Consider the following 18,280-nt stretch of genomic DNA (forward strand, 5'->3'; position numbering starts at 1 on the left):
GCTCGGAGCGGGCGTTCAATCCGCAAACGCTATGGCGACGGCTTCCGAGAGCGTTCGCGCCGGAGAGACGAAGAGCGCGGCGGTCGAATAGACTGCGCGCGCCGAGGCGGGCACGATAGCGCGTTTGAAGCCGAGCTTCTCGGCTTCGGCAAGGCGCCGCGCCGCGCCGCTGACTTCGCGCAATTCGCCGGCGAGGCCGACCTCGCCGAACAGACGACATCGTGCGCGATCGCGCGATCGCGCAGCGCCGAGACGATCGCGACGGCGATCCCAAGATCGACCGCGGGCTCGGTCACGCGCAGTCCGCCCACGACGCTCGCGTAGACGTCGTTCGTGCTGAGCTGCATACCGAGGCGGCGCTCGAGGACCGCGACGATCATGCAGACGCGGTTGTAATCCACGCCGCTGACAAGTCGGCGCGGACTCGAATAGCCGGCTGCGGAGACGAGCGCCTGGACCTCGGCGAGCAACGGCCGAGCGCCAGCCAACGTGGCCACGACCGTGGCTCCCGGCGTGGCTCCGCGCCGTTCGCCGAGAAAGACAAGCGACGGATCGCGCACTTCGCGCAGTCCGCCTTCGGCCATCTCGAAGACGCACACGCCATCTGTGGCCCCGAATCGATTCTTCGTGGCGCGCAGGAGGCGATGCACTCCAAGATGTTCGCCGTCGAACGAGAGCACGACGTCGACAAGATGCTCGAGCACTTTCGGCCCTGCGATCGAACCGTCTTTCGTGACGTGTCCGACGAGCAAGACAGCGCAGCCGCTTTCCTTGCCGAAGCGCGTCAGCATCTGCGCGCACTCGCGCACTTGCGAGACCGAGCCGGGCGCGCCGTCGACGCCGGGCAAGAACACCGTTTGGATCGAATCCACGACAAGCAGTGCGGGGCGCGTTTCGCGCGCCGCTGCGACGATCGCTTCCACGTCGTCAGAAGCGGCTAAGAGGATCTCATCGGAGGCCGCCAAGCGGCCTGCGCGCAGTTTGGTCTGCGCAGCCGACTCTTCGGCGCACGCGTAGAGGATCTTCGATCCCCCTGCGAGCGAACTCGCGACTGCAAGGGCGAGCGTCGACTTGCCGACGCCCGGCGGCCCGGCGACGAGCATCACGCCGCCCGGCACGATGCCGCCGCCGAGCAGATCGTCGAAGTCGAGAATGCCAGTGGATAATCTGCGAGCGGCCGCGTTCTCGACGTCCGCCATACGGAGCGGCGCCGCGTGCGACCGTGCGGCACGGCCGGCGTGGCTCGAGGATTGCTTTTGCAATCTCGGCGCCTCGTCGAAGGAATTCCATGCGTCGCAGGACGGACAGCGGCCGATCCATTTCGGCGCTTCGAAACCGCATGCGCCGCAATAGTAAGTCGTCTGTCGTTTCGCCACGAGCGGTTCTTTCTGCGGCAGGACCGATGTCGCCCGCCACGGGAACATCGCGACTCGCGATTAGACCGCCGCGCGCACCGGCGTGAAAGGATTTCTTGTGGGCGTGGCCCCCCGTCACATTGCGATCGACGGTCCGGTCGCCTCCGGCAAGAGCACGGTCGCGCGGCTTCTCGCGGCGCGTCTCCACTGCTTATTCCTGGACACCGGTGCGCTTTATAGAGCGGTGGCTTACGTCGCGATCGCGCGCGACGTATCGCCGGACGATCCGTTGGCTGTGGGGCGGCTCGTCGATACGCTCGATCTTCGCATCGAATCCGATTCCCGAACCGCGCTCGGTTACCGTCTGCTTGCGGACGGCGTGCCGCTCGAAGTCGAATTGTTCTCCACGGCGGTCTCACGCGCGGTATCGCCCATCGCCGCGATGCCGCACGTCCGCAAACAGCTCATCGACGTGCAGCGTGAGTTCGCGCGCGGCGAAGACGTGGTGATGGCCGGCCGCGACATCGGCACGGTGGTGTTGCCGGACGCGCGCTTCAAGTTCTATCTCACCGCGAGCCTCGACGCGCGAGTGGATCGCCGTCTCGCCGAACTGCGGGCGGGCGGCAGTTCGATGAGCCGCGAGGCGCTGCGCGCCGAGATCGAAATGCGCGATTTGCGGGATTCGTCGCGCACCGCTTCGCCGCTCGTCAAAGCTCCGGATGCCGTCGAGTTCGATACGTCGGGCATTCCGGTCGAAGAAGTCGTCGCACGGCTCGAGAACGCGGTGACTGCGGCCCCGTGAGCGTCTACATGGCCGCCAAGGCGTTATTCCGTCCGCTGACCGCGGCGCTGTTCGCGGCGCACGCCGTCGGCGCGGACAACGTGCCCGCAACCGGTCCGCTTGTCGTGGCCGCGAACCATCGATCGTACCTTGATCCGCCGCTGCTCGGCACGTGGTTTCCCCGCGTGCTGCACTACATGGCCAAGCGGGAGCTCTTCGCAAACCCGTTGATCGGCGCGATCTTGCGCAGCGTCCACGCGTTTCCGGTCGAACGCGACCGCCCCGATCTCGGCGCGATCAAGCACGCGCTCGAAACACTGAAGCGCGGTGAGTGCGTCGGGATTTTTCCGGAAGGCAGGCGCAATCGTGACGGCGTTGCGAAAGCGCGCGGCGGCGCCGTTTTGATCGCGGCCACCGCGCGGTGCCCGATCGTGCCGGTCGGACTCGTCGGCACGGATCGCGCCGCACGCCGATTGCGCGGCGCCCGCGTTGAAGTGAGGATCGGCACACCGCTCGTCTTCCAGGGAACGGTACGAAAACCGACGAAAGTTGAAATCGAGCGGTGGACTGAAGAACTTTCGGCGTCGATCGAGCGCCTGCTGGCCGACTAAGTGATATGGAAATACTGAGAGCGCGGACTCAAGGCTTCTGCTTCGGCGTGGAACTCACGTACAAGAAGGCGCTTTCCGAGACCGCCGAACGCGACGACGTCCACACGATGGGGAACATCGTTCACAATCCGCTTATCGTGCGCGAGCTCGATGAAAAAGGTCTGAAGAACGTCGAATCGCTTGACGATATCCAATCCGGCACGCTCTTCGTCCGCGCGCACGGCCTCGCCCCGCAAGTGATCGCGGCTGCCGAACAAAAGGGCCTGCGCGTCACCGACGCCACGTGTCCCATGGTCACGCGGACGCAGCGGCTTGCCGCGCGACTCACCGCAGAAGGGCGCAGCGTCATCATTCTCGGTGATCCGAACCATCCCGAGGTGAAGGGCATCGCCGGTCATGCGCCCGGCTGTCTCGTGCTGAACGAATGGCCAAAAGACGAGACGGAGGTGCGCCGCCTCCGGCGCATCGCGATCGTCTCGCAGAGCACGCTCAACGGCGACAAGTTCAAAGAGCTCGTCGGAAAGATCTCCGCCATCAACTACGAGGTGCGCGTCTACAACACGATATGCTCCGATACTCAGGGGCGCCAGGACTCGTCGCGCGATTTGGCGCGTGAAGTCGACACGATGGTCGTCATCGGGGGCACTCGTTCTGCGAACACGCGTCATCTCGCCGAGATCGCCGAAGCGGAGGGCGCGCGCGCCCATCTCGTTGAGAACGCCGGCGATCTGCGCCGCGAATGGTTCACGGGCGAAGAGCGCATCGGCATCGCCACCGGCGCGTCGACGCCAGGCTTCCTCGCCGATGAAGTCATCGCTCGTCTGCGCGAATGGTTTCCGGGCGCACGCGCCATCGAGGCCTGATAGCCATCCCGAGCGCCGCGCCGCCGCTCGAGGATTTCGAGCAATACCTTCGCCGCGCGCTTGATGACGGCGTGGGCAGCGAACCGGTCCGCGAACAACTGCGCCACCATTTCGGGGATGGACAAGACGGCGGCAGCCGTATCGGCAAGCGGCTGAGACCCAGGCTCGTTCTCGCAGCGGCGCAGGATCTCGGCGCCGACCGAGCCGATGCGATGCCCGCGTGTGCGGCGATCGAATTGCTCCACAATTATTCGCTTATCCACGATGACATCGAAGACGGAGACAGGCTGCGCCACGGACGCGAGACGATCTGGTCCGCATTCGGACTGGCGCACGGCGTGAACTGCGGCGACGTCGTCGGCGCGCTCGCGTATCGCGCGCTGACTCCCGTTTCGGCACGCCTCGGATCGAAAACCGCGGCGCAGATGTCAGCCGCGCTTGCATCCGCGCACGTCGCGATGTGCGAAGGACAAGCGGCCGATCTTGACGCGGAGCACGGCAACCGCGTGACGGTCTCGTCATACTTCCAGACCATTGAAGGCAAGACAGCAGCACTCTTCGCGTGTTCGGCTCGCCTCGGCGCACTCGCCGCGCGCGCTGCCGCGGCCGATGTCGAACGCTGCGCGTCGGTCGGACGCAACTTCGGTTTGCAATTTCAGATCCGCGACGACATCGCCGGGATCTGGGATGAAACTGCCGCGACGGGTAAGACGAGCGGCGGCGATATCGCCCGCCGCAAGAAAGGCTTTCCGATCGTGTGGGCGCTCGAAAAGGGACCGAGCGCCGAGCGTTCTGTGATCGAAGCGGCGTATGCCAACCCGGGCGGCGACACGGAAACGCAGACCGTCGCAGAAGTGCGCGCGGCACTTGAATCGGCCGGAGCGCGTGAAGCGAGTGAAGCGGCGGCTGCGACGTGCGCTGATGACGCACTCGAATTGGCGGCAGGACTCAAGCACGTGACGGCCTTCGTAAAGGCGTGGAGCGGCAGGTAACGAAGCGTGAGTGCCGTGTCGAAGGTGAAGCAGCTAGACACGCGGTCAGAACCGCGCGCGTCTCGTGATGTCATCTGGCTGCTGATCATCCTCGCAGCCGGCCTGCTGATCCGCCTTTTGCTCTTGCCGTCGCAAGGGCACGTGACGGACATCGGCAGCTTCGAGTCGTGGACGATGGCCCTGGACAAGTATGGGTTCAAATCGTTCTACGACAAAGCCGGATTCGTGGACTACCCGCCGGGCTATCTGCTCGTGCTGTGGTGTGTCGCGAAATTCTTTGATTTCTTCCATCAGCCCACCAACTACGGTCTGCTGCTTCAGCTGTGCAAGCTGCCCGCCGTTCTGTCGGATCTCGGCATAGCGATCTTCGTCTATCTCATCGTGCGCCGACGCTGGCCGGCGGCCGCGGCTCTCACCTCGGCAGCCGTCTTCGTTCTGAACCCCGCATCGTGGTTCGTGTCGGCGTACTGGGGTCAAGCGGATTCCGTCGCCGCCGTGTTCTTGGTGCTGGCGATCTACCTCGCCGTCACGGATCAGTTCGAGTGGGCATGGGCCGCGCTTGCATTCGCGGTGCTCGTGAAGCCGCAGCCGCTCGTCACCGCCCCGCTCTTTCTCGTCTGGCAGCTGCGCGGCCGCGCGCCGTGGCGCGCTCTCTTCGCGCCGCTGATCGGAGGGCTCGTCGCATGGATAGGGTCCATGCCGTTTGCTCCGGGAAACGATCCCGCGACCGTCTTGACGTGGCTGTACGATCGCTACCATACCGGCATCAGCGTCTATCCATATAATTCCGTCAACGCGTTCAACCTTTATTCCGTCGTGCGCGACATGTGGCAGCCGGACACCGAGATAATCCGCGTCTGCTTGCCGAGCGGCATCGCGGGCGGATGGTGCGTGCCCGGCCTCGCCTTCGCGCAATACGATTGGGGGATCGCGATCTTCGTCGTCTTGCTCGCGGCGCTGGCCTGGCGCATGTGGCGGACGGTTGCGCCGACGGCGGATCGCGCCGAAGCTGAGTACCGCTTTGCGGCTGCTTGCTTCATCGCGCTGCTCGGCTACTTCATGCTCACGACGCGCGTGCACGAGCGCTATATGTTCTCGGCCCTTGCGGTTGCACCGCTCATCTGGAATCGAAGCGCGCTCTCGAGGGTGGCTTACGTCGTGCTCTCGGCCACCTTCATGTTCAATCTCACGTACGCGCTACGGTACTTGTTCGCGCCAAGCGCGGACTTGAACCCGTTCGAAGTGCACATCCTCTCGTTCGTCAACGTGGTCGTGCTGTTCGCGCTTGCCGGATCGTATCTCGTCGAGGAGATGGATGTCTCGATCGCGGCCGCATTTGCGAAGTTCAAGTTCAAGACCGGCTCCCCGTCCGGCGCCTATCGTTCGGTGTTTGAGGGGTTGGTCGGATGGACGCGGCTGGACTACATCTTCGTGGCGCTGTTCATGCTCATGTCGGGCGTCATGCTCTTCACCGGGCTGCACACGCCCACCGACCGCTATTTCGACGAGATCTACTACGCGCGCGCGGCGCAGGAATATCTGCACCATCTGGACTTGTATGAATGGACCCATCCGCCGTTCGTCAAGCTGCTCTATGCTGCGGGCGCGTGGTTCTTCCAGACATTTTTCCATCAAGGCGATCCGTTCGGAGCGCGGATGACGAGCGCCGTCTGCGGCGTCATGACGATACCGCTGCTCTACGGTTTTGCGAAGCGGCTCTTCTCTTCGACGGTAGGCGCGTGCCTCGCGGTCGTCTTGCTGATCACCGGGAATTATTGGTACGTGCAATCGCGCATCGCCCAACCCGAGATCTTCCTGGGCTTCTTCGCGCTGCTCACGCTGTACTGCGCGTACCGGCTCATCATCGCATCGCAGATCGTCGCGCGGCCGAAGCCGGTGACGTACCCTGAAGCGCGGGGCATCTGGGCTGGAGTGGCCGCGTTTGTCGGCGTACTCGTCTACCTGAAAGTTCAGGCGATCGTCGTGGGCAACCCCGCGACCGAGAACGCATCGCTTGTGCCGTATCTTATCGCCGTCGTCGTATTCGGAGCGGTCAGCGTCTGGCTCTTCGCACGCGACCTGGGTTATGCGCGCCGCCGCGCCGCAGTGGTGTTCGGGGACGGCGTCTCCCACGAAGGCGATTCGCTCGTGCTGCCGTCCGGCGACCGCCGGTCCTTCAAGGATGCCGCGCTCACCGACGGCGACGCGACCGTGACGTGGTCCGCGGCGGGATGCGACGTGAAGACCGCTTCGGGAACGTTGCGTCGCGGACGGGACGGCACGATCGAAGGCCGGCTCGAAGACGCCGACATTCGCGATACGCAGCCGTGGCGCTTCTGGTTCGTGGTCACGTGCCTCTCGATCGCGTGCATGGTCGCGAGCAAGTGGTACGGTCTGTTCGACCTTGCGTGTCTGTGGTTCATCGCCGCTCTCATCACCGCGCAGCAATTCCTTCCACTTCTCTGGTCAAAGGCTCGTGCCGCCACCGAGCGCTTCGCGTGGGGAAATCCCTTCGCCGCGCGCCTGCCGCTCTACATCAGCGCGATTTCGTTTGCGACGCTTGTGGTCTACGTGCTTTCGTATCTTCCGAATTACAGTCACGCCGTCCACACGGCGATGGACCCGAGCCAAGGCGGCCACAAGGGGTTTGCTGCGCTCCTTTGGCTGCAGAGCATCATGTATCACTATCACCACGATCTCGTGGCGACGCACCCGTACGCATCAGCATGGTGGACGTGGCCGTTTGAGATACGGCCGGTCTCATATTACTGGAATCCTCCGGCTCATAGTGGAGATAATCAGCTCGTCTCTGAAATCATCGCGCTGCCGAACCCGTTCGTCTGGCTTGCCGGCGTGATCACGGTTCCGGTCGCGGCGGTCTTTGCATGGCGCGAGCGGCACAAGGGCATGCTGCTCGTCACCATCGCGTATGTCTGGCAGTGGCTGCCGTGGGCGCTGTCCACACGCATCGACTTCGAATACAATTTCTACTCGAACACCGCGATCATCTGTCTGTGCACCACCTACGTGATGCTGCGGCTCTGGCGCGAGGGCGCGCGAGCGGACAAGACGACTCGAACCTTCACCAATCTCGTGCTTGGCGCATACGTCATGGCGTGTGCGATCGGATTTCTCTACTTCCTTCCGATTCTCAACGCGACGCCCATCACGTGGGCGGCCTGGGATCACAAGATGTGGTTCCATTACGGCGCACCGAACTGGTATGGCTGGATATGATCCAAGCGCCGCCGGCGGCGCTCGGCGTGAGCGTGTTCTTTCCGGCGTTCAACGAAGAAGCGATCATCGAGAAGACCGTTCGCGACGCGCTCGCGGCGCTCACGCCGCTCGCATCGGATCTGGAAGTGATCGTCGTCGATGACGGCAGCGCCGACGGCACGGCATCGGTCGTGGAACGCCTAGCGGGAGAGGACGCGCGCGTGCGTCTCGTGCGTCACGAGCGCAATCGCGGATACGGCGCTGCGCTGCGGACCGGATTCGCCGCCGCGGCGAAGGAGCTCGTATTCTTTTCAGATGCCGACGGCCAATTCGACCTGCGGGAGATCTCCGGCTTTTTGCCGTTGGCGGCGAGTGCGCCGGCGGTCGTAGGCTACCGGATAAAGCGCAACGATCCCCCGCATCGCCTCTTCATCGCCAAGACCTACAACTTGATCGTCCGGCTGGTGTTCGGATTGGCGGTGCGCGACATCGACTGCGCGTTCAAGCTGTTCCGGCGCGACGCTTTGGACGGCATCCAGCTCGAATCCAACGGCGCATTCATCAGTTCCGAACTGTTGATCAAGCTGCGGCGCCACGGGGTTCCAATCGTGGAGCGCGGCGTGCACCACTATCCTCGCACGACAGGTTATTCAAAGGGCGCGAATGCGGGCGTCATCCTGCGCACGATCCGCGACATCATCCGGCTGCGGTTGGGCATGTCGCTCGCGCCGCGCTAAACGGACGAGTGCGCTGACATGTCGGGTCACTCTAAATGGCATAACATCCGCCTCCACAAGGGCAAAATCGATGCGCAACGCGCGCAGGTCTTCACGAAGATCAGCAAAGAGATCATCGTGGCGGCCAAATCCGGCTTGCCCGATCCGGACGCCAACTTCAAACTCAAGCTCGCCGTGTCGAAGGCGCGCGAAGCGAACATGCCGATGGAGAACATCAGGCGCGCGATCGCGCGCGCGACCGGCGCCGGCAGCGGGTCGGCGACATTCGAGGCGATCCGCTACGAGGGATTCGGTCCGAGCGGCGTCGCGGTGATCGTCGACGCGGTCACCGACAATCGCAACCGCACCGCCTCCGAGATGCGCTACCTATTCTCTCGAAACCGGGGCAACCTCGGCGAGAGCGGCTCGGTCGCGTGGCAGTTCGAAGAACGCGGCGTCCTGCGATTCCCCGCCTCCGGGATCTCCCAAGACGATCTGTTGGAATTTGCGGACATCGTGGGCGTGCTGGACGTCAGTATCGAAGGCGATGAGATCGAGATCTTAACGGAGCCGGGCTCGCTTTCTGCCGCCCGTGAAGAGCTTGATCGCCGGCTTCTCGGGCCGCGCCGCGTTACATTGACATCCGCGTCCGTCGAGATGCTCCCCAAGACCACGGTCGCGCTCGGCGCAGCGGAAGCGCCCGACGTGCTGCGCCTGCTCGACGCGCTCGATGAGCACGAAGACGTGACGCGCGTCTCGTCAAACGCCGACATCCCGGACGCGTTGATGGAGGAGCTCGCGTGAACGGATCGGGCGACCGGCCGTCCGCGGTCGGCAAGCGCTCCGCGAAGCTCGCCGCGGAAAAAAGCCGCGTGAGAGGCAGGCGCGCCCTCGGTTGGACATGGCAGACCTACGCGCTTTGGTCAGCGCTAGGCGTCGCTGTGATCGTCGCGCTCTGGTTTGCGATCACGCTGAACGTATTTCTCGCACCCGCAGGTGCATCGGTCACCGTTCCCTCGCTCGAGGGCCTGTCGCTCTCTGAGGCGCAGACCGTCACCGCGCGCGCGCATCTTGAACTGCATACCATCGCGCGTCGCGCGGACTATCGCGTGCCCAAAGATGACATCTTGGGCCAGCTGCCCGAGGCGGGCGAACACGTCCGCGAAGGGCGAAGCATCGACATCATCGTTTCGGACGGTGTGCCGACCGTGAAAGTGCCGAATGTCGGCTCGATGTCGCAACGCGACGCGATCGTCGCCCTCGAGAATGCACATCTGGTCAGCGGCGCCGTCACGACGCGCGAACAGTCGGACGTCACGGCAGGCATCGTCCTCGATCAAAAGCCGGATGCGTTCACTGAAGTGCCGGCGGGCTCGAAGGTGGATCTTGTCGTCGCTCGGGGCCGGCCGCTGAAGTACGCGCCGAATTTCGTCGGCTATCCAGCAACGTTTGCAGCGGCTGCGGCGAAAGAAGCGGGCATCTCCCTCGACAAGATCACGGTGCTCGCGATCGCGCCGAATGCGAAGCCGAAGGGGATCATCGTGGCCGAAGATCCGCCGGCCGGTTCGCCGCTCTTGCCGAATCAGCGTATCTCGCTCCAAGTGAGCGGCGGCGCGCCGCCCACACCCGCACCGTTGCCGTCGTTTCCCGTCGGCAATGCCGCGATCGACTCGCCGCCGCCGACCTCGCAGCCGTCACCGTCGCCCACCAGCGCGCTTCCGCAGCCTGAGTCTTCGCGCGGCATGCGGGTATCGGTCGCGTTGCCGGCATCGTCGTCGCCGGCGCGCGTGCGCGTCGTGCTGTTGGATGCGAAAGGTTCGCGCACGCTGTACGATCAGGATACTACCGGCGGTTTCACGTTATCGTTCGATGTGACGGTCACCGGAGCCGCGACGATTGAGACGTTCGTCAACGACGCGCTCGTGAACTCGACCGAGCTCTAGGGAATTCTCCTCGAGCGCCGCGAAAGCGACGGCATGGCGGTCCATCGTGTCTCCGACCGGCGCGCATTTCGCATCGCGCCGTCGCTTCTGTCGGCGGATTTCGCCGAGATCCGGGCGCAGATCGAATTGGTCGAACGCGCGGGAGCGGATTACCTCCACATCGACGTCATGGACGGCCGCTTCGTTCCCAATATCACGTGGGGTCCGAAGATCATCAAAGATATGCGCCGGCTTTCGGCGCTGCCCTTCGACGTGCATCTCATGATCGTCGAACCGGAGCGTTACGTCGACGATTTTATCGCGGCGGGTGCGAACATCGTGACCGTGCACTGGGAAGCCACCGTGCATGCGCATCGTCTCGCGCAGCAGATCAAGACCGCGGGCGCGCGCGCCGGGCTTTCCATCAATCCCGCGACATCGGTGCGCGTCCTTGACGAGATACTGCCGTACGTCGACTTGCTGCTCGTCATGAGCGTCAATCCGGGATTTGGCGGTCAGACGTACATCCCGACATCCACTGCGAAAATCGCTGAGGCGCGCCGCACGATTGACGAGCGCCGCCTGGATGTCGAGATCGAAGTGGACGGCGGCGTGCATGTTGACAACGTCGCCGACGTGGCGCGCGCGGGTGCGGACACGGTGGTCATGGGCGCCGGTATCTACGGCACGAAAGATCCGGCGGCCACGATCCGGCGCGTCCGCGAATTGTGCGCGCGCTGACCGCGCCGCAACTCTCTGAAGACGCGCTCATCGCTTCCTTACGGGATGCGCTCGGACGACCGCCGCGCGCATTGCGCGTTGGGATCGGAGACGATGCAGCTGTCTGGAAGACGTCCGGCTCACACCTCAGCGTACTGACCACCGACATGTTGGTGGACGGCGTCCACTTCCGGTCGCACGCCACGACGCCCGAGGATCTCGGCGCAAAGGCGCTCGCCGTGAACCTGTCCGACATCGCTGCAATGGGAGCGCGGCCGGCTGTCGCGGTCATCGCGCTCGGCATCACCGAAGGTTTTGATTCGGACTGGCTGCGCGGGCTGTACCGCGGCATGGCGGGACTCGCGGACTCGTCGCAGTGCGCGATCGCCGGCGGCGATATCGTACGCGCGCCCGCACTGACGATCGCCGTGACGATCGCGGGGCACGTACGCCCGAGCCGATTGCGCGTTCGATCGGGCGCCAAGCCGGGTGACCTGATCGCGGTGACGGGAGCGCTTGGACGCGCGGCCGCAGGACTGCGAGCGCTCGACCGGCAGGTGGCTGAAGCGCTCGATCCGGTGCAGCGCGCCGCCGTCTGCGGCGCATACCTACGCCCGACGCCGCGTTTGCGCGAGGGCGCATTTCTCGGCGGCTCGTCGGCGGTGCACGCGATGATGGATATCTCGGACGGTCTATCGACTGACGTCGGACGACTGTCTGCGGCGTCGGGCGTCGACGCTGTCATCGATCTTCGTTTACTGGCGGTGGATCCGGCGGTATCCGCTGCGGCGAAACTGACCGGCGACGATGCGTTACGACTGACGCTCGACGGCGGCGACGACTACGAGCTGCTCGTCGCGATCAAACGACGATCCTTCGCGCAAGTGGCCCGGGGGCTGCGAAGCCGCTGCGGCACGGTCCTTCGCGCGATCGGCACATTTGAAAAAGGGAGCGGTGCCGTTTGGTCGGTCGATGAATCTGGCCGAAAGCCGCTGCCGCCGCGCGGCTACGACCACCTGAATAAGATGTAGGGCGGACCTTTATGGTCCGCCGGCTCAAAAGATGTAGGGCGGACCTTTATGGTCCGCCGGCGGACGATGAACGTCCGCCCTACAGAGTTAGACGGCGCGGGTTACTTTTTTCGAGCGCAGACAGCTCGTGCAGACCCGCGAGGTCTTCACCGTGCCGGCGTCTTTGACGCGGACGGACTGCAGATTCGGCAGCCAGCGCCGGCGCGTCTTGCGCATCGAGTGACTGACATTATTTCCCGATGCCGGGCCCTTGCCGCAGACATCGCATCGCTTCGCCATCAGATTTATCCTTAGGTTCAATTGGACAACCTACGCATGATACCACACGAGAGGTTAGCCTTCAAGGGCCTGCTGTACGGGACGTCGTAATCACGGCCGTGCGCATCACGACGTGCGACGGAAAGACGTTCGCCGACTTCATCGTCGCCGGAACGTATTTCTTGCGGAAGTATCGTTCGGTCATCAATGACCTGAACGTGTTTCCCGTTCCGGACGGCGACACGGGGACGAACATGTTCTTCACCGTGCGCAGCGCGATGATCGAGGCGTGCAAGGTGAGGAGCCGCGATCTGAAGGCGGTAGCCGCCGCCGCCGCGCAAGGCGCACTGATGGGCGCGCGCGGGAATTCGGGCGTCATCATATCGCAGATGTTCCGAGGATTTGCCCACTCCGTGCGGCACAAAGCGGCGATCGAAACGATCGATTTCGCCACGGCGCTGGAAGAAGGCGTGCAAGCCGCGCGGCGTGCGCTGCTCAAACCGGTCGAGGGTACGATACTGTCCGTCGCCTCGGCCGCGGCGGCCGCGGCATTCAAGAGCGCGGTGTCGGAGAAAGATTTCTACAGCGTGGTCCATGCCGTCGTCTCCGCGGCGAACGAGGCGCTCGAAAGGACGCCCGACCAACTGGCGGTTCTCAAAGAAGCGAACGTCGTCGACGCCGGCGGTCAGGGCTTTGTGTATTTCATGGAAGGCGTCGTGCGCATGCTGCCCGGACGCGCGCCGTACACGACGGCGTTTCCGCGCAAGCCGATCCGGGCCGCCACTTTCACGACCAGACAAAAGGTGGACGTCAACCGCTACTGCACGGAGTTCGTGCTGACCGGCGCGACCATCGACGCGGACACCTTTCGCACGCTGCTCTTGCCGCAGGGCGATTCGCTCATCGTCGCGGGGGGCGAAGGCACCATCCGCGTCCACATCCATACGGATTTTCCGCAGCGCGTCGCTGACAGCGCGCGCGAGCACGGCGTCGTCTCCAAACTCAAGATCGACAATATGGAAGAGCAGCACAATGTCCTCGTCGTCGATCGTGAGGCAAAGCCGCGAGGCATCGTCGCCGTCGTGCCGGGCGAAGGCTTTGTGAAGATCGCCAAGGAGCTTGGCGCCGACGTGAGCGTCCTCGGCGGCGCGACCATGAATCCATCGGTGAAAGATCTGCTTGTCGCAGTCAACAAAGTCTTGGCCCCGGTCGTCTATCTGCTGCCGAACGACAAGAATGTCATCCTGAGCGCGCGCGAAGTCGGCGCTCTCACGGACCGAACGGTCGTGGTGGTGCCGACGCGCACGATCCCCGACGGCATCGCGGCGCTCTTCGCCCTGCTCAACTCGGCTGCCGATGCGCAACCGGGCCCCGAGGAATTGCTCGCGGATTCGACCGTCGCCGTATCCGGATCGATATTCTCGGCCGGCCGCGACGCATCGATCGGCGGCGTTGCGGTAAAGCAGCATCAGCTCGTGGGCGCGGTCGACGCCCGCGACGGCCGCCCCGAACGCCTCATCGACGGTGACGACGCGGCCAGCATCGCCCTGGCGATGCTGCGCGATGCCGGCGCCGGGGATGCTTCTCTTCTTTCCTTATACTATGGCACAAATCGCAAACTAAAAGATGCAGAGGCGGTCGCCGCGGCGGTACGCACCGCTCATCCGCAGCTCGCCGTGGAAGTCTATTATGGCGGCCAGGCGTCGTCGGACTACGTGATCAGTATTGAACGCTAAGGACGCCCGCATCGCGATAGACGCCATGGGCGGGGATCTTGCGCCGGATGAGATCGTGACGGGCGCTTGCCGCGCCGCAGCTCAGCTCGGTTTCTCGCTTATCCTCGTCGGTGACCAGCAACGCATCGAAGGCTTGATCGCCGGCGCGAATTCGACCGCCGATGTTCGGATCGTGCACGCACCGGAGGAAGTCGCGATGCACGAAGCGCCGGCGGGCGCGGTGCGGCGCGGCTCGGCGACCTCGATGGGACGGACTGTCGAACTCGTACGCGACGGCGAAGCGGACGCCGCGTTCTCGGCGGGCAATAGCGGCGCGTTCCTCGCCATCTCCACCATCCGCCTACGGACGCTTCCGGGTATTGCGCGCGCGGCGTTTGCAACCGCATGGCCGGCGCGAAAAGGCCCGATGTTGCTGCTCGACTCTGGCGCGAACGTGGACTGCAAACCCGAATGGCTCGTACAGTTCGCGATCATGGGATGCGCTTACGCGCGCGGTGTGCTCGGCGTCGAGGCGCCGAAAGTCGGACTGCTCTCTGTCGGCGAGGAAGAGGAGAAAGGCAACGCGTTGACCGCCGCGGCGTTTCCGCTCTTGCGCGCCGCGCCGATCGAGTTCATCGGCAACGTCGAGGGGCGCGACCTGCTCTTGGGCGATGCAGATGTCATCGTCTGCGACGGTTTCGTCGGCAACGTCGCGCTCAAGCTGGTCGAAGCCGCATCGGAGTATCTCTTTGACAACGTCCGCGCACGGGCAAAGGACAACGCGCGCGCTCGGATCGGCGCGGCGCTCATGCGCCCCGCGCTGCGAAAGGTGAAAGCGATGCTCGATTACCGCGAGTACGGGGGCGCGCCGCTGCTCGGGGTGCGCGGCATCTGCCTGATCGGTCACGGTCGCGCCGACTCGTTCGCCGTCGAGAGCGCGTGTCGCGCCGCGCTCGCGGCTGTCAGCCACGACGTCCTCGGCTCCATCGCGCGAGCGTTCGCAGCGGCCGGCGCATGAGCGGGCGTTTCGCGATCGTCACGGATTCGACAGCCGATATGGGGCCGCTGGCGGCCGAAGCCGGCGTCTCCGTGGTCCCGCTGACGATCCGATTCGGCAACGAAGAGTTTCGCGACGGCATCGACCTCACGAGCGAGCAATTTTACGCTATGCTGGCGACGAGTCCTCAGCCGCCGATCACCGCGCAGCCGACGCCCGCTGCATTCGAAGCGGAGTATCGCCGCATCCTGAATGAGGGTGCGGCCGAGCACGTCCTCTCGCTGCACGTCTCAAGCGCGTTGTCCGGAACGTTCAACTCGGCGTCGCTTGCGGCGTCTGCCGTCGATCCGGCGCGGATCAGCGTCGTAGACACGCGATCTGTTTCCGCGGGGATCGCAATGCTCGCGATCGAGGCACGCGCGCGCTTCGAGAGCGGCGCGTCGCCCGCAGAAGTCCTTGAGGCATTGCAAGCCGACATCCCGCGCGTTGAGCTCTTCGCGACGATTCCGAATCTCACGTATTTGGCGCGGGGCGGACGCATCGGCGGTCTACGCGGTTTGCTCGGCAACGTGCTCAAGATAGTGCCGATCCTCAAAGTCGAAGACGGCGCGGTGGCCGAACAGGCGAAAGTGCGGACATTTACCCGCGCAGTCGACCAGCTGGTGGAGACTGCCATCGCCCATATCCCGGTCAAGGGCTCGGCACGGGTGGCGATTCTCCACTCGGTCGCTCCCGATCTCGCCAAGTCCGTGGGCGAACGGATGCGCGCGGCGGTCGCGCCGTCGTCGCTGATCACGTGTGAGATCGGCCCGACAGTAGGCACGCACGCTGGGCCCGGAGCGGTCGGCGTATGTTTCATCCCCTGAACGATCCAACGCCGCGCGAGAGCACTGGAGACGATGCTGCCGGCGTCTACGTCCATATCCCGTTCTGCGATCGGATCTGTCCGTACTGTGATTTCGCGGTGGTTCGGACAAGAGAATCCGCAATCGATCGCTACTGCGCGGCGCTGCATGCGGAGATCGGCCGCTCAAGCGGTCCGCGCCGAGTCGGAACGGTATACTTCGGCGGAGGAACGCCGTCGGCCATCGGGCCGGATCGGATCGCGGCGCTGACCACATTCATATTCGAGAAATTCACCATCGCGCCGGACTCGATCGAATGCACGCTTGAGGCGAATCCGTCGCGCGGCGGCGACGACATCCGGCGCTGGCGAGAAGCCGGCGTAAACCGGCTCTCGGTCGGCGTCCAATCCTTCGACGACGCCGAATTGCGCCGGCTCGGACGGGACCATTCGTCGGCCGATGCCGCTGAGTTCTTGCGCGCGGCGCGATCCGCGGGTTTCGAGAACATCAGCCTCGATCTGATCGCGGGCTCGCCCGGTCAGTCGCTCGAGGGATTTCGCGATTCACTTCGGTCGGCGGTCGCGACCGGCGTCGATCACGTCTCCGTCTACGGCTTGACGATCGAAGCGGCCACACCGTATGCGACGTGGTTCGCGCGCGAGCCGCAGGCGTTTCCCGATGACGATCTCGTGGCGGCGCTGCTCGAAGAAGCGGATTGCCAGTTGACGGCCGCCGGCTTTGTGCACTACGAGATCTCCAACTTCGCTCGGCCAGGCTTCGAAAGCGCGCACAACCGCGGATATTGGCGGCAAGCCGACTGCGCGGCATTCGGCATGTCGGCGGCCGGCTATCGCGATGGTGTGCGCTTTGTCAACGTTCGCGGCTTCGATGCCTACTGCGAAGCGATCGAAGCGCATCGTTCGGCGATCGCTGAGCTTGAGCTGCTCGACTTCGGGCGGCGCGTCGGGGAAGCGGCGATGCTTGCGCTTCGGACATCGGACGGCATCATCTATGACGAATTCGAGCGGCGATTCGGCGTGGATGCGCGCGCGATTTTCGGCGCCGCGCGGAAAAAATGCTCGGCGGCCGGCTTGCTCGAAGAGAGCGCGGCGGGCGCGCACCTCAGCAGCCGCGGTCGCCTCCTCGCCAACTCGGTCTGCGCCGAGTTCCTCACGCCCGACCTTCCGCGAAACGAGCACGCGTGACACGAATCTTTTTCCGGTCGGCCTTCGCCATCTTATTCTGCATCCTCGGCATCATCGGCGGCCACGAACTCTCCTTACATTTCGCCTCGCAGATCGCGGCTACGGGCATGGTCGAATTTCTGCGCGATTTCGGGTTGCCGACGCTCGGGGCGGTCGTCGGCATCGCGATCTCACCGCTGTTCTATCGCCTCTTTGAAACGCTGGTCTTTGCGATCGAAGACAGCATCGCGCGGCTCCAACCCGCCGAAGCGCTCTCGGGAGCCATCGGCCTCGTGGTCGGCCTCGTCGTCTCGTTTTTTGTGCGCGACATATTCCAAGGATTCACGCAGCTGCCGCGCTACGGGCCGATGCTCTCGTTCGTGCTGTACGCGCTGATCACGATGTTCTTCAGCTATCTGGGCGTGCGGGTAGGCCTGCGCCAGCGGCTCTCCACGTGGACGCGAGGTGCGATGCACGGCGGCGACGCGCCGCCCAAGCTGCTCGACACATCGGTCATCATAGATGGGCGCATCCTCGAGATCGTGCAGGCCGGCTTCTTGGACGGTCGGCTCATCGTTCCCAAATTCGTGCTGCGCGAACTGCAGACGATCGCCGATTCGGTGGACGCGCTCAAACGCGGCCGCGGCCGCCGCGGGTTGGAAGTGCTTTCGCAGTTGCGCGACGCGTCGCAGTCGCTCGAAGTGCTCGATCGCGACGTCCACGAGCGCGATGTGGACGGCAAGCTCGTCGTGCTCGCGCGCGACATGGGCGCGCACATCCTTACGAACGATTTCAATTTGAACCGCGTTGCAAGTCTGCAAGGCGTGAAGATCCTCAACATCAACGTGCTCGCAAACGCGCTCAAACCGGTCGTGATCCCGGGCGAAGGGATGGCGGTGGCGATCGTCAAGGACGGCAAGGAGCCGAATCAGGGCGTCGGGTACCTCGATGACGGCACGATGATCGTCGTCGAAAACGGCCGCGCGCTGAAAGGCGAGAATGTCTCGGTCGAAGTGACGTCCGTGTTGCAGACGGCGGCGGGGCGCATGATCTTCGCGAAACTCAAACGCTGAC

General features: G+C 64.5%; 17 protein-coding genes. 15 read left to right on the forward strand and 2 right to left on the reverse strand.

What is annotated here, in order from left to right; translation table 11 throughout:
• Positions 1-29 precede the first annotated feature (29 nt).
• Positions 30-1,424, reverse strand: a complete 1,395-nt coding sequence (gene radA, locus VKT51_12970) for a DNA repair protein RadA (GenBank protein ID HLJ85079.1) — start codon at positions 1,422-1,424, stop codon at positions 30-32.
• A gap of 55 nt (positions 1,425-1,479) precedes the next feature.
• Here radA and cmk point away from each other — a divergent pair, with 55 nt between their 5' ends.
• Genes cmk through thiL form a run of 10 tightly spaced genes read left to right on the forward strand, consistent with a single transcriptional unit; the run spans position 1,480 to position 12,207 of the window.
• The gene (gene cmk / locus VKT51_12975) at positions 1,480-2,157 is read left to right on the forward strand and encodes a (d)CMP kinase (GenBank protein HLJ85080.1); all 678 of its coding nucleotides are present in this window, start codon (positions 1,480-1,482) and stop codon (positions 2,155-2,157) included.
• The gene (locus tag VKT51_12980) at positions 2,154-2,747 is read left to right on the forward strand and encodes a lysophospholipid acyltransferase family protein (GenBank protein ID HLJ85081.1); all 594 of its coding nucleotides are present in this window, start codon (positions 2,154-2,156) and stop codon (positions 2,745-2,747) included. The genes cmk and VKT51_12980 overlap by 4 nt, the downstream gene beginning before the upstream one ends.
• A 5-nt stretch (positions 2,748-2,752) precedes the next feature.
• Positions 2,753-3,610 (forward strand): 4-hydroxy-3-methylbut-2-enyl diphosphate reductase, encoded by an 858-nt coding sequence (gene ispH, locus VKT51_12985; protein ID HLJ85082.1) that lies wholly within the window; start codon positions 2,753-2,755, stop codon positions 3,608-3,610.
• Positions 3,577-4,602 carry a polyprenyl synthetase family protein gene (locus VKT51_12990; protein ID HLJ85083.1) on the forward strand — a complete coding sequence of 342 codons (1,026 nt, stop codon included), beginning with the start codon at positions 3,577-3,579 and terminating at the stop codon, positions 4,600-4,602. Before ispH ends, VKT51_12990 begins: the two co-directional genes overlap by 34 nt.
• A gap of 24 nt (positions 4,603-4,626) precedes the next feature.
• On the forward strand, positions 4,627-7,839 hold the full coding sequence (locus VKT51_12995; GenBank protein HLJ85084.1) for a phospholipid carrier-dependent glycosyltransferase: 3,213 nt from the start codon (positions 4,627-4,629) through the stop codon (positions 7,837-7,839).
• On the forward strand, positions 7,836-8,555 hold the full coding sequence (locus VKT51_13000) for a glycosyltransferase family 2 protein (GenBank protein ID HLJ85085.1): 720 nt from the start codon (positions 7,836-7,838) through the stop codon (positions 8,553-8,555). The genes VKT51_12995 and VKT51_13000 overlap by 4 nt, the downstream gene beginning before the upstream one ends.
• An 18-nt stretch (positions 8,556-8,573) precedes the next feature.
• Positions 8,574-9,338 (forward strand): YebC/PmpR family DNA-binding transcriptional regulator, encoded by a 765-nt coding sequence (locus VKT51_13005; GenBank protein ID HLJ85086.1) that lies wholly within the window; start codon positions 8,574-8,576, stop codon positions 9,336-9,338.
• Positions 9,335-10,477, forward strand: coding sequence for a PASTA domain-containing protein (locus VKT51_13010; protein ID HLJ85087.1), 1,143 nt, complete (start codon positions 9,335-9,337; stop codon positions 10,475-10,477). The genes VKT51_13005 and VKT51_13010 overlap by 4 nt, the downstream gene beginning before the upstream one ends.
• 33 nt (positions 10,478-10,510) lie before the next feature.
• Complete coding sequence (gene rpe / locus VKT51_13015) at positions 10,511-11,197, forward strand: ribulose-phosphate 3-epimerase (protein HLJ85088.1); 687 nt, start codon at positions 10,511-10,513, stop codon at positions 11,195-11,197.
• A complete protein-coding gene (gene thiL / locus VKT51_13020; protein HLJ85089.1) occupies positions 11,185-12,207 on the forward strand; it encodes a thiamine-phosphate kinase in 1,023 nt (340 codons plus the stop codon). Before rpe ends, thiL begins: the two co-directional genes overlap by 13 nt.
• 87 nt (positions 12,208-12,294) lie before the next feature.
• On the opposite strand, the gene rpmB is transcribed toward thiL, so the two are convergent.
• Positions 12,295-12,486: a 50S ribosomal protein L28 gene (rpmB, locus tag VKT51_13025; protein ID HLJ85090.1), complete on the reverse strand. Its 192-nt coding sequence runs from the start codon at positions 12,484-12,486 to the stop codon at positions 12,295-12,297.
• Between the two features lie 98 nt (positions 12,487-12,584).
• On the opposite strand from rpmB, the gene VKT51_13030 reads away from it, so the two are divergent.
• Genes VKT51_13030 through VKT51_13050 form a run of 5 tightly spaced genes read left to right on the forward strand, consistent with a single transcriptional unit; the run spans position 12,585 to position 18,279 of the window.
• A complete protein-coding gene (locus tag VKT51_13030) occupies positions 12,585-14,201 on the forward strand; it encodes a DAK2 domain-containing protein (GenBank protein ID HLJ85091.1) in 1,617 nt (538 codons plus the stop codon).
• Positions 14,191-15,198 (forward strand): phosphate acyltransferase PlsX, encoded by a 1,008-nt coding sequence (gene plsX, locus VKT51_13035; GenBank protein HLJ85092.1) that lies wholly within the window; start codon positions 14,191-14,193, stop codon positions 15,196-15,198. Before VKT51_13030 ends, plsX begins: the two co-directional genes overlap by 11 nt.
• Positions 15,195-16,043 carry a DegV family protein gene (locus VKT51_13040; GenBank protein ID HLJ85093.1) on the forward strand — a complete coding sequence of 283 codons (849 nt, stop codon included), beginning with the start codon at positions 15,195-15,197 and terminating at the stop codon, positions 16,041-16,043. The genes plsX and VKT51_13040 overlap by 4 nt, the downstream gene beginning before the upstream one ends.
• Positions 16,028-17,227 (forward strand): radical SAM family heme chaperone HemW, encoded by a 1,200-nt coding sequence (hemW, locus tag VKT51_13045; protein ID HLJ85094.1) that lies wholly within the window; start codon positions 16,028-16,030, stop codon positions 17,225-17,227. The genes VKT51_13040 and hemW overlap by 16 nt, the downstream gene beginning before the upstream one ends.
• Positions 17,224-18,279, forward strand: a complete 1,056-nt coding sequence (locus VKT51_13050) for a hypothetical protein (protein ID HLJ85095.1) — start codon at positions 17,224-17,226, stop codon at positions 18,277-18,279. Before hemW ends, VKT51_13050 begins: the two co-directional genes overlap by 4 nt.
• Position 18,280: the final 1 nt, after the last annotated feature.

The sequence above is a fragment of the Candidatus Eremiobacteraceae bacterium genome (assembly GCA_035295225.1).
Taxonomy (GTDB): Bacteria; Vulcanimicrobiota; Vulcanimicrobiia; order Eremiobacterales; family Eremiobacteraceae; genus JABCYQ01.

Excerpts from the sequence above, each read along its gene's own strand:
- radA (HLJ85079.1), bottom strand. The coding sequence starts at position 1,424 with ATGTTCCCGTGGCGGGCGACATCGGTCCTGCCGCAGAAAGAACCGCTC.
- ispH (HLJ85082.1), top strand. The coding sequence starts at position 2,753 with ATGGAAATACTGAGAGCGCGGACTCAAGGCTTCTGCTTCGGCGTGGAA.
- VKT51_12990 (HLJ85083.1), top strand. The coding sequence starts at position 3,577 with ATGGTTTCCGGGCGCACGCGCCATCGAGGCCTGATAGCCATCCCGAGC.
- VKT51_13000 (HLJ85085.1), top strand. The coding sequence starts at position 7,836 with ATGATCCAAGCGCCGCCGGCGGCGCTCGGCGTGAGCGTGTTCTTTCCG.
- VKT51_13005 (HLJ85086.1), top strand. The coding sequence starts at position 8,574 with ATGTCGGGTCACTCTAAATGGCATAACATCCGCCTCCACAAGGGCAAA.
- rpe (HLJ85088.1), top strand. The coding sequence starts at position 10,511 with ATGGCGGTCCATCGTGTCTCCGACCGGCGCGCATTTCGCATCGCGCCG.
- rpmB (HLJ85090.1), bottom strand. The coding sequence starts at position 12,486 with ATGGCGAAGCGATGCGATGTCTGCGGCAAGGGCCCGGCATCGGGAAAT.
- VKT51_13040 (HLJ85093.1), top strand. The coding sequence starts at position 15,195 with ATGAGCGGGCGTTTCGCGATCGTCACGGATTCGACAGCCGATATGGGG.
- hemW (HLJ85094.1), top strand. The coding sequence starts at position 16,028 with ATGTTTCATCCCCTGAACGATCCAACGCCGCGCGAGAGCACTGGAGAC.